The organism is Nocardioides sp. InS609-2 (genome assembly GCF_023208195.1).
Lineage (GTDB): Bacteria > Actinomycetota > Actinomycetes > Propionibacteriales > Nocardioidaceae > Nocardioides.
In genome coordinates this window covers 901645-915216 of record NZ_CP060034.1, presented here as the reverse complement: position 1 = coordinate 915216, position 13572 = coordinate 901645, and the positions used below count along the sequence as shown (strand labels likewise).

Genomic DNA, 13572 nt, shown 5'->3' with positions numbered 1-13572 from the left:
CGGGTCAGACGGTGACGAGGTCGGTGTTGTTGGCCTTGTTGAGCGTCTTGAGGGCGATCACCGCGGCGCACGCCACGAGCACGCCGGCCACCAGGGAGACGAGGAACCCGAGGATGCCGTCGACGGCGAAGAGCACGAAGATGCCGCCGTGCGGTGCCCGCAGGGACACGTCGAAGGCCTGCGAGAGAGCACCTGTCACCGCACTGCCGAGCATGATCGAGGGGATAACGCGGAGCGGGTCCGCGGCCGCGAACGGGATGGCCCCCTCGGTGATGAACGACGCCCCCAGCGCCCAGCCGGCCTTGCCGTTCTCGCGCTCGGGGATGCTGAACAGGCCGGGCCGCACCACGGTGGCCAGGGCCAGCGCGATCGGCGGCACCATGCCGGCGAGCATCACCGACGCCATGATCTTGAGCTCGGGTGCGTCGGTAGCGGTTGCGGCGGCACCCAGGCCCGCCGTGGCGAACGCGTAGGCGGTCTTGTTGAGCGGTCCACCCATGTCGAACGCCATCATCAGGCCGAGGACGGCGCCGAGCACGATGGCCAGGCCCGGGTCGTCGGCCATGTTGTTGAGCCCGTCGCTGAGCGCCTCGGTGAGGTGGCTCAGCGGTCGGCCGAGCAGGACCACCATCACGAAACCCACGGCGAGCGTGGTCAGCAGCGGGATCACGAGCACCGGCATCAGGCCGCGTGCCCAGGTCGGGACCTTCCACCTCGCGATCCAGTGGGCGACAAGACCAGCGAGTACGCCGCCGGCGATGCCGCCGAGGAAGCCGGTGTTGAGGGTGACCGCGATCGCGCCCATCACGAAGCCCGGCGCGATGCCCGGACGGTCGGCGATGGCGTAGGCGATGTAGCCCGACAGGGCCGGCACGAGGAACCCGAACGCCGCGCCACCGAGCGTGAGCAGCAGGGCGCCGAGGTAGGTCAGCAGCGCGCCGTTCGGAAGCGTCGCGTCACCGGCCAGGTCGAAGCTCGAGGCGTCGGGCAGGTTGAGCAGTGTCGAGTCGGCCACGATCTGGCCGGCCGCGCCGGCACCGTCCTCGGTGTTCAGCGCGATCTCGTAGCCACCCAGCAGGAAGGCCAGCGCGATCAGGAGGCCGCCGGCCGCGACGAACGGGATCATGTAGGAGACGCCGGTCATCAGCACCCGGCGCACCGTGGCGCCGAACGAGTCGCTGGCCCCGCCGCCGTCACCGGCCTGGGCGGAACCCTCGACGCGGGGGGCGTGCGGGTCGTCGGCGTAGCGCAGCGCTTCGGCGATCATCGCGTCGGCGTCGTCGATGGGCCGCTTCACGCCGGAGGACACCATCGGCTTGCCGCCGAAGCGGCCCCGGTCGCGCACGCCGACGTCGACGGCGAAGATGACGGCGGAGGCGTTGGCGATGACCTGCGGGTCGAGAGGCGTCGAGCCGGCCGAGCCCTGCGTCTCGACCTGGAGCGCCACGCCGGCACGCTCGGCTGCGGCCTCGAGTGCCTCGGCGGCCATGTAGGTGTGCGCGATGCCGGTCGGGCAGGCGGTGACGGCGACCAGGCTGTGCTTCTCGGTCGGGGCGACCGGCGCCGCTTCGGCAGCCGGAGCTGCCGCGCGTGCGGGTGTGGCGGCCGCGGGGTCGGGTGCCGGCGTGCCGACGACTTCGGAGATCAGCTCGACGACCTCCTCCGGCGTCTCCGCAGCGCGCAGCGAGTCCGTGAAGACAGGCTTGACCAAGGCCCGCGCCAGCTTGGTGAGCAGCTGGAGGTGGGTCTGGTCGCCTCCGGCCGGCGCGGTGATGAGGAAGGCGAGGTCGGCCGGGCCGTCCTTGGCTCCGAAGTCGACCGGCGGGGAGAGGCGCGCGAACGCCAGGGTGGGTTCGCTGACTCCTCCGGTGCGGCAGTGTGGGATCGCGATGCCGCCGGGCAGGCCGGTGGCCGAGGTCTCCTCGCGGGCCAGGGCGTCCTTGACGATCTCGTCGACGTCGTCGGCCCGGCCGGCCCGGGCGACCATGCCGGCCAGGCCACGGATGGTGGCGATCTTGTCGGCGCCCAGGTCGGCATCGAGCCGGACGAGCGCCGTGGTGATCAGTTCGGTCATGTGAGTTCCCTTGCGATGAGGTCGAGCTGGCGTACGGCGACCAGGGCGGGTCGTACGTCGTCCGGACCGGGGATGGTGGTGCCGGGCAGTGCTGCGGCGGCGCTGCCGTAGGCGACTGCGAGTGCGAGGCGTTCGGGCGGAGTGAGGCCGCGGATGTCGCCGAGGATGTAGCCGAACAGGCTGGAGTCGCCGGCACCGACGGTGCTGACGACGGTCGTGGGCGGAGGCGTCGCGTGCCAGGCGCCATCGGCGGTGACGAGTACGGCGCCGCCGGCGCCGAGGGTGGCCAGCACCGCGCCGACGCCGCGGTCGATCAGGGTGCGCGCGGCAGCAGCCGTGGCGGCCGGGTCGGACTCGAGGGTGTCGGCGTCGGCGCCGCTGAACGACGCGAGCTCTTCACCGTTGGGCTTCATCAGGTCGGGCGCCGAGGCGGGCAGCGCGTCGACCAGGGCAGCAAGCGGTCGATCGCTGGTGTCGACGGCGACCTTGCTCGGGCAGTCGTGGAGGCGGCGTACGAGATCGGCGTAGAAGTCGTCGGGGGTGCCGTCCGCGAGAGACCCGGCGAGCACGGTCCAGTCGCTGGTGGCCGCGCGGGCCAGCAGCGTCGAGGTCATGGCGTCGAGGTGCTGGCGGCCCACGGTGGCGCCGGGGGAGTTGAGCTTGGTCGTGGTGCCGTCGGGCTCGGTGATCGTGAGGTTGGTGCGCAGGCCGCCGGCCGGAAGCACCGGCTTGCAGTCGATGCCGGCGGTCAGCAGCTCGATGACGAACGGGTCGTCCTTCCCCGCAGGGAGCACGGCCACGGTCGGGATGCCCGCGGCAACGGAAGCCCGGGAGATGTTGACGCCCTTGCCGCCGCCCTGGGCGGTGACCGACGCGACGCGCTGCACCTGGCCGCGCGCCAGCTCACCGGCCAGGGCGATGGTGCGGTCGATACTCGGGTTGGGCGTGAGTGTGAGGATCATGCGACCACCACCTCGACGCCGGCCCGCTCGATGAGCGTGCGGTCGGCCGACGAGATGCCGGCGTCGGTGACGAGCGTGTCGATGTCGCTCAGCGTGGCGAACCGCAGCGGAGCCTCGACGCCGATCTTGCTGGAGTCGGTGACGACGATCGTGCGGCGCGCGGCGGCCACGATGGCGCGCTTGGTGGCCGCCTCGTCGCGATCGGGGGTGGTCAGGCCGTGGTCGCTGAGGCCGTTGGTGGCGACGTAGGCGACATCGGCACGGAGGTCGGCCAGCGCGGCGACGGTGTCGGCGCCGACTGCCGCGTGCGTGGTCGGGCGCACCCGGCCCGGCAGCACGTAGAGCTCGATGTGCGGCAGCCCGGCCAGTCGGGTGGCGATGGTGACTGCATGGGTCACGACGGTCAGCCGGTGGTCGCGGGGGAGGACGGAGGCCAGCCGGGCCGTCGTCGTACCGGCATCGATGATCACCATCGACCCGGGCGGCGGCAGGAGGGCCACGGCCGCGGCCGCGATGGCGTCCTTGGCGGACGTGTTGGCCTGGTCGCGCTCGCCGAGGCCTGACTCGATCGCGGTGACCGCGCTCATCGGCACCGCGCCGCCGTGGACCCTGCGGACCAGGCCGATGCGATCGAGCGCGGAGAGGTCGCGGCGGACGGTCTCGGTGGTCACCCCGAACTTGTCCGCGAGCTCTGCCACGGAAAGCCGACCCTGCTGGCCGACCAGCTGGGCAATGGACTGCTGTCGCTCTTCGGCGTACACGGCGCGATGCCTCCCGATCGAAAATCTGTGTATGTGTTGTTTTATAGCCGAATGTGTTGATTGTCAAGCATTGAGTGGAATACGGTGTGTCGCATGACTGTGTCCTCGAGCAGAGCAGCCGACGCCATCCTGCGCGGCACCCCGGTCGTTCCCGGCGTGGGGGCCGGACCCGCCCTCCTCGTGCGTGGCGAGGTCTCGCCCGAGGCCATCACCCGCTTCGGCAGCGGTGATTTCGCCGACGACGACGCGGCCCTCGCGGCGTACGACGTCGCGGCCGGCCGGGTGGCCGACGAGTTCACCCGCAAGGCGGAGCAGGCGACCGGTGTGGCGGCCGAGGTGCTGTCGGCCAGCGCCGGTCTGGCCCGCGACAAGGGGTTGCGCAGTGCGGTGCGCAAGGACATCGCCGGCGGCACCGACCTGGTGGCGGCCGTCCAGGCAGCCATCGAGAAGTTCGTCGGCGTCTTCACCACGATGGGCGGGCTGATGGCCGAGCGGGTCACCGACCTGCGAGACATCGAGCGCCGCCTGGTCGCCGACATCGTCGGCGAGCACGCACCCGGTGTGCCCGACCCGTCCGAGCCGTCGGTGCTCGTCGCCGAGGACCTCGCACCCTCCGACACCGCGGGCCTCGACCCCGAGCTGGTCGTCGCCCTCGTCACCGAGCGTGGCGGCGCCACCAGCCACACCGCGATCATCGCCCGGCAGCTCGGCATCCCTTGCGTCGTGGGGGTTTCCGGTGCCGCCGACCTCGTGACCGGCACCTTCCTGGTCGTCGACGGGGAGACCGGAGAGATCGAGCTCGGCGCCGATCCCGACCAGGCTGCCGGTCGAGTGGAGGCGAGCCGCCAGGCTCGGGCGGCGCAGGCTGCCTGGGCCGGTCCCGCGGCCACGTCCGACGGCATGCCCGTCAAGCTGCTCGCCAACGTCGCGGACGGCCCCACGGCCGCCCAGGCCGGCACCGAGCCGGTCCAGGGTGTCGGCCTCTTCCGCACCGAGCTCTGCTTCCTCAACCGCAAGGACGAGCCCGGTGCCGAGGAGCAGGCCGACATCTACTCCGACGTGCTCTCGCCGTACGCCGATGGTCGTGTCGTCGTCGTACGCACCCTCGACGCAGGTTCCGACAAGCCGATCGCGTTCGCGACCCACGACGGCGAGGAGAACCCTGCTCTCGGGGTGCGCGGGCTGCGGCTGTCGTTCGACAACCCCGGCCTGATGGACCGCCAGCTCGACGGCATCAAGATCGCCGCCGAGCGCACCGGCACCGAGACGTGGGTGATGGCGCCGATGGTGGCCACCGTTGCAGAGGCGTCCGACTTCGCCGAGAAGGTGCGCGCCCGCGGCCTCAAGCCGGGTGTGATGGTCGAGATCCCCAGCGCCGCGCTGCTCGCCCACCGGATGCTCGAGGTGGTCGACTTCCTGTCGATCGGCACCAACGACCTCACCCAGTACACGATGGCCGCAGACCGGATGGCCACCGATCTCGCTCACCTGACCGACCCCTGGCAACCCGCCGTGCTCCAGCTCATCGCCATCACCGCCGAGGCGGGCAAGCAGGCCGGCAAGCCGGTCGGAGTGTGTGGCGAGGCCGCTGCCGACCCGTTGCTGGCGGTGGCGCTGATCGGCATGGGCGTGACGTCGCTGTCGATGGCCGCGCGCGCCGTACGTCCCGTGGGGGCCCAGATCTCGAACGTCACCTCGGACACCTGCGAAGCTGCCGCCGAGGTCGCCCTGGCCGCCAGCGACCCGATGGCCGCGCGCGCCGCGGTGCGGGAGTTGCTGAGCGGCTGAGCCAGCGGCCCCCGCCCGGGCGGGTCACGGCTCGACCTCTACTCACCGCTCGTCGCGGCTCTGGCCGGTGGGTCTCGAGGCTCGCGGTCCAGTCCCTCCTTCGTCGGGTCTGGACGGCTCGCGCCTCGACCTCCCCGTCGCTTGCAGGGCTTCCTCCGTCAGCCCTACGGCTCGACGGTGACCTTGATGGCTTCGCCGTTCTTGACGATCGAGAACGCACTCAGCACGTCGTCGAGCGGGATGTGGCGGGTGATCAGGTCCTTGACCGGCACCTGACCGCTGGAGATGTACTCCAGCGCACGCTTGTTGTGCTCGGGTGCGGAGCCGTTGGCGCCGTGGATGTGCAGCTGGCGGTAGTGCACGACGTTGGAGTCGCACTTGATGAACGGGTCGGTCTTGGGCAGGCCGCCGAAGAACGAGATCCGCCCGTTGCGTGCGGCCATCGAGATGGCCTGCTCCTGGGTGATGTTGGCCGCGGTGGCGGTGATGATGACGTCGGCACCACGGCCGCCGGTGAGCTCCATGACCCGCTCGACCACGTCGACCTTCGAGCCGTCGATGACCTCGTCGGGCTGGACGGCGTCGGCCGACATCTTCAGCCGGTCGGCGTTGACGTCGACCAGGTAGACCGGGCCGGCCTGGTGGACGCCGCGGGCGATGCGGATGTGCATGCACCCGATCGGCCCCGCGCCGAAGACGACCACGGTGTCACCGGCCTCGATGCCGAGGAGCTCCTGGGCGTTGATGGCACACGCGAACGGCTCCGCGGCCGACGCCTCGTCGTACCCCACATTGTCGGGGATCTTGTTGAGCCCGTCGACCTTGAGCACCTGGCGCGGCACGATCATGTACTCGGCGAAGCCGCCGTCGTACTGGTAGCCGACCGAGGTCTGGTTCTGGCAGACCGCCATCCAGCCCTTCTCGCACTCGTAGCAATCACCGCAGGGCACGGCGGCGATGACCTGGGCGCGGTCGCCGACCGACCAGTCGCCCGTGACGTCGGCGCCGATCTCGACGACCTCGCCGGCGATCTCGTGACCGATGGTGCGCGGGGGAGTGAGGTTCTGGTGGCCGTTGTGGAAGATCTTCACGTCGGTGCCGCAGGTGGAGCAGTTCTTGACCTTGAGCTTGATCTCGTCGGGCCCGCACTCAGGCTCGGGCACTTCCTCCAGCCGGACGTCCTCGGGGGCGTAGAAGCGCAGTGCCTTCATCGGTTGTTCCTCTCGAGTCGACGGTCGTGCGACTGGTGCGGAGGCCACGCTAGCGGGAAAGCTGGAGAGAAATCCACACTAACGGGCATGAATCCTGCCCGAGTGCTTGGCAATAGGCCCGAATGTGCGGTTTACTGCGAGGCAAGTTCTTGTGACGAGAGTCACGGGGACGCTCATTCGGTCCCTTTGTCGGAGGAAGCACATGTCCACAACCACCGGCGCACCCCGCGCGGGGATGCGCGTCCACGTGCAGAAGTTCGGCACGTTCCTTTCCAACATGGTCCTGCCCAACATCGGCGCGTTCATCGCCTGGGGCCTGATCACTGCCCTGTTCATCGAGACCGGCTGGATCACCCTGATCGGTGACTGGATCGGCTACGACGGCGGCTACGGCCCGATCTCCCACCTCGGTGGGTGGGGCGACTACGCCGGCGGCGGCATCGTCGACCCGATGATCACCTACCTGCTGCCGCTGCTGATCGGCTACACCGGCGGCCGGATGAGCTACGACGACAACATGCGTGGTGGCGTCGTCGGCGCCATCGCCACGATGGGCGCCATCGCCGGCGCCGGCGTGCCGATGTTCCTCGGCGCGATGGTGATGGGCCCGCTCGGCGGCTGGTCCATGAAGCGCCTCGACGCGCTCTGGTCGCACAGGATCCGGCCCGGCCTGGAGATGCTGGTCAACAACTTCTCGGCCGGCATCTGGGGTGGCTTCCTCGCGGTCGTCGGGTTCTTCCTCGCCGGCCCGTTCGTCGAGCGGTTCAGCGACCTGGCGTCAAACGTCGTCGACACGCTCGTCGAGAACAACCTGCTGCCGCTCACGTCCATCTTCATCGAGCCGGCCAAGATCCTGTTCCTCAACAACGCGATCAACCAGGGCATCCTGACCCCGCTCGGCACCGCAGAGGCCGTCGACAAGGGCAAGTCGATCCTGTTCCTGCTCGAGGCCAACCCCGGCCCCGGCCTGGGTCTGCTGCTCGCCTTCATGTTCTTCGGCAAGGGTGCCGCGAAGGCGTCCGCGCCCGGCGCCATCTTGATCCAGTTCATCGGCGGCATCCACGAGATCTACTTCCCGTACGTGCTGATGAAGCCCAAGCTGGTGCTCGCTGTCATGGCTGGCGGCATGTCCGGTGTGGCCACCAACGTGGCCTTCGGCTCCGGCCTTCGCTCGCCGGCCTCGCCGGGCTCCATCATCGCCGTGTGGACCGCTTCGCCTCCCGGCAGCCTCCTCGGCGTGACCACCTCCGTCATAGTCGCTGCTGGCGTGTCGTTCCTCGTCGCGTCGTTCCTGCTCAAGATCGACCGGACCGCTGACGAGGGCGACCTCTCCGCTGCCACGGCCGACATGGAGGCCCGCAAGGGCAAGCAGTCGGCTGTTGGCGCACTGCTCGGAGCGGGTGCCGCAGCGCCCGGGCAGCCCATCCGCAACATCGTCTTCGCCTGCGACGCCGGCATGGGATCGTCCGCGATGGGTGCCTCTGTGCTGCGCAAGAAGATCCAGGCGGCCGGCTTCGACGAAGTGACGGTGGTCAACAAGGCGATCTCGAGCCTGAACGACGACTGGGACGTGGTGGTCACCCACCAGGACCTCACCGACCGCGCCCGACAGCGAGCGGGCTCGGCGGTCCACGTGTCCGTCGACAACTTCATGGGCAGTCCCCGGTACGACGAGATCGTCGAGCTGGTGCGTCAGACCAACGGGTCCGAGACAGCAGCTCCGGCTGCCGCACCCGCCGCGGTCGCCGACGACGAGCCGGGCACTGACGGCAGCGTGCTCGCCGACGAGGCCATCGTCTTGTCGGGTTCGGCCACGACGCGCGACGAAGCCATCACCGAGGCGGGCCAGCTGCTCGTCGCGTCGGGTGCGGTCGCCCCGTCGTACGTCGATGCGATGCACGAGCGGGAGAAGTCCGTGTCGACGCACATGGGCAACCTGCTTGCCATCCCGCACGGCACCAACGAGGCCAAGGGCGACATCCGTCGTACGGCGATCTCGTTCGTGCGCTACCCCGACGGGATCGACTGGAACGGCAAGCCGGCCGAGTTCGTCGTCGGCATTGCCGGTGCCGGCAACGACCACCTCGCGCTGCTGTCGAAGCTCGCGTCGGTGTTCGTCGACGCCGACCAGGTCGAGCGGCTCCGCTCGGCGCCGTCGGCCGAGGAGGTGCGCGGCATCCTGGACGGGGTCCGTGCCTGACCGGCCTGCCTCAACACGCCTGGACCGTGACCGGCACGCCGCTCAACGCGGCGTTGCCGGACACGTCCAGGCGTTCGGGGTCGGTGAGGTCGTTGATCGATACGCCGGGTACGTCGGCCGCCCGGCGCATGCCCGTGGCGGTGCCGCCGCGCTGGTGGCCGTAGCCGTGGGGAAGGCTCACCACTCCCGGCATCATGTCGTCGGTCGCAGCGACCTCGACCCGGACCGTGCCGACGCGTGACGTGACGGCGACCGTCGCTCCGTCCAGCAACGACCGGGACGCAAGGTCGTCGGGGTGCATCAGCAGCTGGTGGCGCCCCTTGCCCCGCACGAGCCGGTCGGAGTTGTGCATCCACGAGTTGTTGTCGCGCTGGTGCCGCCGGCCGATCAGCAACAGCTCGTCGGCAGTCGGGGCGGGGGCGGCGGCGAGGCGGGCGAGGTCGTCGAGCACCAGCCGAGGAGCCAGATCGAGCCGCTTGTCGCGGGTCTGCAGACGCTCAGGCATCAACCCGGGCCGCAGTGGGCCGAGGTCGATGCCCTCGGGGCGGTCGCGCAGCTTCTTGAGAGTGACGCCGGTGCGCGTGCGCCGCAGCAGCAGCGCGACCAGACGGGTGGGACTGGTGCTCATGCGTGCGAACAGGAGGGCGCGGTTGCGCAGGGACGGCTTGGTGGGCAGTCGCTTGATCGTGCGCAGGGCGATCTCGCGGTAGATCTGCCAGTCGTGGCGGGCGTCCTTGTCCTTGGCGAACACGGCCGGTGTGAACCGTGCCGTGTTGCGCACCGCGAAGGTCTGGAAGATCAGGTCGTAGTGGTCGCGCTCGAGCGCCGTCGTTCGGCGGCAGGATCACGTCGGCGTGCCGGGTGGTCTCGTTGACGTAGATGTCGACGGCCGCCATGAAGTCGAGCGACGCCAGCGCCCCGTCGAGGCGGACGCCGTCGGGAGTCGACAGCACCGGGTTGCCCGAGAGCGTCAGCATCGCCCGGATCTGGCCGGGTCCCGGAGTCTCGATCTCCTCGCTGAGCACCGCCACCGGGAGCTCGCCGGCGGTCTCGGGCAGGCCGCGGACCCTGGAGTGCCAGGCGCCGTGGTGGCCGCGACCGATCAGGCCGGTGCCGACGGCATCGATCGCCGGAGACGTGAACATTGCGCCGCCGATGCGGTCGAAGTTGCCGGTGAGGATGTTGAGCAGGTTGACCGCCCACTGGCACACGGAGCCGAACTCGTGGGTGGAGACGCCGACCCGGCCGTAGGCCACGGCGCTCTCGGCGTCGGCGAAGTCGCGCGCCACCCGGACGATCTCGTCGGCAGGCACTCCGCTCATCGCGGCCGCCCTCTCGGGTGTGAAGTCGCGCAGTGCGTCCTCGACGGCGCCCAGCCGGTCGGCGTACGACGGGGGAGTGGCGATGCCGTCGGCGAACAGCACGTTGAGCATCGCGAGCAACACCCAGGCGTCGGCGCCCGGCCGCACGAAATGGTGCTCGGTGGAGACCTTCGCGGTCTCCGTGCGGCGCGGGTCGAAGACGACCATCTGGCCGCCGCGCCTCTTGAGCTCGCGCAGCCGGTTGGGGAAGTCGGGCGCCGTCATCAGCGAGCCGTTGGACGCCATCGGGTTGGCGCCGAAGACCAGGAAGTACGACGTGCGGTCGATGTCGGGGATGGGCAGCAGCAGCTGGTGGCCGAACATCAGGTGTGCCAGCAGCTGGTGGGGCAGCTGGTCGACCGACGTGGCGCTGAACGTGTTGCGCGAGCGCAGTGCCTTAACCATGCCGATGCCGTGCGTCATCGAGCCCAGGCTGTGCACGTTGGGGTTGCCCAGGTAGAAGCCGAGCGAGTCACGGCCGTGCTCGCCGATGATGCGCGCGAGGTTGTCGGCGACCAGGTCGAACGCCTCGTCCCAGCCGATCTCCACCCAGTCGTCGCCGACCCGCTTGACCGGACGGCGCAGCCGGTCGGGGTCGGTGTAGACGTCCGCGATCGCCACGCCCTTGGGGCAGATGTGGCCGCGGGAGAGTGGGTCGGCGTCGTTGCCCCGGACCGAGGTCACCACACCGTCGTCGATGGTGAGCTCGAGGCCGCAGATGGCCTCGCAGAGGTTGCAGACGCCGATGCGCTTCTCGACCATGGGCCGATCGTCGCACGGCCCGACACGCCAGAGGAGCGGCGCACCGCACACTATTACGGTTCGCGCAGTAGTGTGCGCTGCATGGATACCACCCAGCTCCTCAAGGGGGTGCTCGACCTCGCGGTGCTCGCGGTCGTCGACGCTGAGGACGGCTACGGCTACGACGTCGTACGCCGCCTGCGCGCCGGCGGGCTAGACGACGTGGGGGACGCCTCGGTCTACGGCACGCTGCGCCGGCTCTACGCCTCCGGCGCCCTCACGTCATATGTCGTCCCGTCCGACGAAGGTCCGCACCGCAAGTACTACGGCATCACGCCCATCGGCCGCTCGCAGCTGAAGAGCCAGACCGACGACTGGGCCCACTTCTCGGCCACCGTGTCCGGCATCCTGCAAGGAGTCCCCGCATGAACACCGCATCCATCGCACCGGAGGTCGCGCAGTTCGCCGAGGCGGTCCGGGCCAGGCTGGCCGACCTCACCTCCGACGAGCGCGAGGAGCTGGCCGGTGGCCTCGAGGCCGACCTGACCGACCTGGTCGAGGAGCGCGGTGTCGAGGCGCTCGGCGACCCGGTCGTCTACGCCGAGGAGCTGCGCACCGCTGCCGGACTCAGCCCGGCCATGGGCCAGGTCCGGATCAAGAAGGCGGCGGGGGAGACCGTGGCCGGCTGGCTCGACGCGGCCCACGATCGGTGGGACCGGGCGGTCACGGGGCTGCCCGGTTCCCCCTGGGAGTTCGTCGTCTCGTTGCAACCGGCTTGGTGGGTGCTACGCGCCTATGTCGCGGTCCAGTCGATCGACCTCCTCATGGTCGGGTCGTGGCAGATGGGCTGGGTGCCGACCCTCGACGGACTCGGTGTCCCGCTGCTGCTCCTCGCGGTGGCGCTGAGTGTGCAGATCGGCCGGAGCAAGCTCTGGCCAGGCAGCCCGGGAGTCGTTGCGAGAGTGGTGCTCCTCGGCCTCAACCTGTTCGCGGTCTGCATGGTGTTTCCCGTGTTCGGGTCCCTTCCCAACGCGACCTGGGCGCAGATCGACAGTGGCTACACCGACACCGCGTACAGCACCGGCATCACCAGCAATGGCAGCGACGTCAGCAACATCTATCCCTACGACGCCGACGGTCAGCCCCTCACCGGCATCCAGCTCTTCGACCAGTACGGCGCGCCGCTCAAGGTCGACGAGTACGCCGCGCCGTGGACCTACCCGTGGTCCAACGTCAACGGCGAGGTGTGGAACACCTTCCCCATGCCACAGGGCGCCGGCGACGAGGGCGGTGAACGCCAGTCCTCGCCCTGGACCTCCGACACCCCGCCAACCTTCGCGTTGCCGCCCCACGACCGGGTGCCGTCGGTGACCATCCCGGACGCGGCGTACGGCGAGAGCCAGGTGCAGGAAACCACGCCCGAGATGACGCCCGAGAAGACGCCGGAGAAGAAGAAGAGCCAGAAGTCGGGTCGATGATGGCTTTGCGGGACGCCCCGGCTTAGTCTCGCCGCATCATCCTCGATGAACTGGAGAATCCATGGGTTACGGACTCGGTGTCTTCCTGCTCGCTGTCGGCCTGATCCTGGCGTTCGCCGTCCAGGACGCGGTCGAGGCGATCGACCTCACCATGATCGGCTGGATCCTGGCTGCGGCCGGGGTCCTGGTCATCGCTATCACCGCGATGCAGACCAACGCCCGCCGTCGGCAGAGCACGGTGGCGCGGACCACCCACTCCGACGGTTCGCAGACCGTGCAGGAGCGTCAGTCCGACGGCAACAACCCGCCGCCGGCTGTCTGATTCCCGCATGTGAGCAGCCCGTGACACACCCCGTCGGCTAGGCCGGCGGGGTGTTGTCGCGATTGGGCCGGACCGGAGGCCCGCTGCTAGTCTTTTCCGGTTGCCCAGCCCGTACGGCGGGAGGCGACACGCCGTCATGACGGCCGCGGATCCCAGTGCTCGGACCAGTCAGGGTCCGGTGCGCCGCGCAACGAGACCGGAAGGAACCCCCATGTCGATCGGTACCGACGCGGAGACCAAGAAGAAGATCATCGCCGAGCACGCCACGACCGAGGGCGACACCGGTTCGCCCGAGGTGCAGGTTGCTCTGCTGAGCCACCGCATCAGCCACCTCACCGAACACCTCAAGACCCACAAGCACGACCACCACAGCCGTCGTGGTCTGCTGCTGCTCGTGGGCCAGCGTCGTCGTCTGCTCAACTACCTGCAGAAGACCGAGATCGAGCGCTACCGCTCGATCGTCGAGAAGCTCGGCCTGCGTCGATGACATCCGGAGCGGTCGCCCCAGCTGGGGTGGCCGCTCCTGCTGCATCACCCCGCTCCGCCAGCGAATCACCCGCAGCTGACCAGTAGGGTCGACTGCGACAACTGAACACTCACCACTCCAGGAGCGACCCGCCAACGCCGCCCGGTCCTCGGTAGTGGCTTTCAGGACGAATCCGTCCTGCGGGCCT

The 13572-nt window shown here is 69.9% G+C and carries 12 protein-coding genes; 6 read left to right on the top strand and 6 right to left on the bottom strand.

Annotation, left to right across the window (positions count from 1 at the left end; genetic code table 11):
- Positions 1-4: 4 nt before the first annotated feature.
- Genes H4Q84_RS04840 through H4Q84_RS04830 form a run of 3 tightly spaced genes read right to left on the bottom strand, consistent with a single transcriptional unit; the run spans position 5 to position 3797 of the window.
- Positions 5-2074 carry a fructose-specific PTS transporter subunit EIIC gene (locus tag H4Q84_RS04840; RefSeq protein WP_248582278.1) on the bottom strand — a complete coding sequence of 690 codons (2070 nt, stop codon included), beginning with the start codon at positions 2072-2074 and terminating at the stop codon, positions 5-7.
- On the bottom strand, positions 2071-3036 hold the full coding sequence (locus H4Q84_RS04835) for a 1-phosphofructokinase (protein ID WP_248582277.1): 966 nt from the start codon (positions 3034-3036) through the stop codon (positions 2071-2073). The genes H4Q84_RS04840 and H4Q84_RS04835 overlap by 4 nt, the downstream gene beginning before the upstream one ends.
- Positions 3033-3797, bottom strand: coding sequence for a DeoR/GlpR family DNA-binding transcription regulator (locus H4Q84_RS04830; protein WP_248582276.1), 765 nt, complete (start codon positions 3795-3797; stop codon positions 3033-3035). Before H4Q84_RS04830 ends, H4Q84_RS04835 begins: the two co-directional genes overlap by 4 nt.
- 93 nt (positions 3798-3890) lie before the next feature.
- On the opposite strand from H4Q84_RS04830, the gene ptsP reads away from it, so the two are divergent.
- The gene (gene ptsP / locus H4Q84_RS04825; RefSeq protein WP_248582275.1) at positions 3891-5585 is read left to right on the top strand and encodes a phosphoenolpyruvate--protein phosphotransferase; all 1695 of its coding nucleotides are present in this window, start codon (positions 3891-3893) and stop codon (positions 5583-5585) included.
- A gap of 164 nt (positions 5586-5749) precedes the next feature.
- Here ptsP and H4Q84_RS04820 read toward each other — a convergent pair whose 3' ends face one another.
- The gene (locus H4Q84_RS04820; RefSeq protein WP_248582274.1) at positions 5750-6796 is read right to left on the bottom strand and encodes a zinc-dependent dehydrogenase; all 1047 of its coding nucleotides are present in this window, start codon (positions 6794-6796) and stop codon (positions 5750-5752) included.
- Between the two features lie 202 nt (positions 6797-6998).
- On the opposite strand from H4Q84_RS04820, the gene H4Q84_RS04815 reads away from it, so the two are divergent.
- Positions 6999-8996, top strand: coding sequence for a PTS mannitol transporter subunit IICBA (locus H4Q84_RS04815; RefSeq protein ID WP_248582273.1), 1998 nt, complete (start codon positions 6999-7001; stop codon positions 8994-8996).
- Between the two features lie 10 nt (positions 8997-9006).
- Here the strand turns inward: H4Q84_RS04815 and H4Q84_RS04810 are convergent, their stop codons facing one another.
- Together H4Q84_RS04810 and H4Q84_RS04805 are read right to left on the bottom strand one after the other, a co-directional pair.
- Positions 9007-9501: a molybdopterin dinucleotide binding domain-containing protein gene (locus tag H4Q84_RS04810; RefSeq protein WP_248582272.1), complete on the bottom strand. Its 495-nt coding sequence runs from the start codon at positions 9499-9501 to the stop codon at positions 9007-9009.
- Positions 9494-11119, bottom strand: coding sequence for a molybdopterin-dependent oxidoreductase (locus tag H4Q84_RS04805; RefSeq protein WP_248582271.1), 1626 nt, complete (start codon positions 11117-11119; stop codon positions 9494-9496). The genes H4Q84_RS04810 and H4Q84_RS04805 overlap by 8 nt, the downstream gene beginning before the upstream one ends.
- A gap of 81 nt (positions 11120-11200) precedes the next feature.
- Here H4Q84_RS04805 and H4Q84_RS04800 point away from each other — a divergent pair, with 81 nt between their 5' ends.
- From H4Q84_RS04800 to rpsO, 4 genes are all read left to right on the top strand, one after another.
- Positions 11201-11527, top strand: coding sequence for a PadR family transcriptional regulator (locus H4Q84_RS04800; protein ID WP_248582270.1), 327 nt, complete (start codon positions 11201-11203; stop codon positions 11525-11527).
- On the top strand, positions 11524-12576 hold the full coding sequence (locus tag H4Q84_RS04795; RefSeq protein WP_248582269.1) for a hypothetical protein: 1053 nt from the start codon (positions 11524-11526) through the stop codon (positions 12574-12576). Before H4Q84_RS04800 ends, H4Q84_RS04795 begins: the two co-directional genes overlap by 4 nt.
- 61 nt (positions 12577-12637) lie before the next feature.
- On the top strand, positions 12638-12898 hold the full coding sequence (locus H4Q84_RS04790; protein ID WP_248582268.1) for a DUF6458 family protein: 261 nt from the start codon (positions 12638-12640) through the stop codon (positions 12896-12898).
- 211 nt (positions 12899-13109) lie between these two features.
- Positions 13110-13385 carry a 30S ribosomal protein S15 gene (rpsO, locus tag H4Q84_RS04785; RefSeq protein WP_248582267.1) on the top strand — a complete coding sequence of 92 codons (276 nt, stop codon included), beginning with the start codon at positions 13110-13112 and terminating at the stop codon, positions 13383-13385.
- Positions 13386-13572 lie beyond the last annotated feature (187 nt).

Coding starts and splice junctions, on each gene's coding strand:
- H4Q84_RS04805 (WP_248582271.1), bottom strand. CDS start 11,119: ATGGTCGAGAAGCGCATCGGCGTCTGCAACCTCTGCGAGGCCATCTGC.
- H4Q84_RS04820 (WP_248582274.1), bottom strand. CDS start 6,796: ATGAAGGCACTGCGCTTCTACGCCCCCGAGGACGTCCGGCTGGAGGAA.
- H4Q84_RS04810 (WP_248582272.1), bottom strand. CDS start 9,501: ATGCCTGAGCGTCTGCAGACCCGCGACAAGCGGCTCGATCTGGCTCCT.
- rpsO (WP_248582267.1), top strand. CDS start 13,110: ATGTCGATCGGTACCGACGCGGAGACCAAGAAGAAGATCATCGCCGAG.
- ptsP (WP_248582275.1), top strand. CDS start 3,891: ATGACTGTGTCCTCGAGCAGAGCAGCCGACGCCATCCTGCGCGGCACC.
- H4Q84_RS04840 (WP_248582278.1), bottom strand. CDS start 2,074: ATGACCGAACTGATCACCACGGCGCTCGTCCGGCTCGATGCCGACCTG.
- H4Q84_RS04815 (WP_248582273.1), top strand. CDS start 6,999: ATGTCCACAACCACCGGCGCACCCCGCGCGGGGATGCGCGTCCACGTG.
- H4Q84_RS04790 (WP_248582268.1), top strand. CDS start 12,638: ATGGGTTACGGACTCGGTGTCTTCCTGCTCGCTGTCGGCCTGATCCTG.
- H4Q84_RS04835 (WP_248582277.1), bottom strand. CDS start 3,036: ATGATCCTCACACTCACGCCCAACCCGAGTATCGACCGCACCATCGCC.
- H4Q84_RS04795 (WP_248582269.1), top strand. CDS start 11,524: ATGAACACCGCATCCATCGCACCGGAGGTCGCGCAGTTCGCCGAGGCG.
- H4Q84_RS04800 (WP_248582270.1), top strand. CDS start 11,201: ATGGATACCACCCAGCTCCTCAAGGGGGTGCTCGACCTCGCGGTGCTC.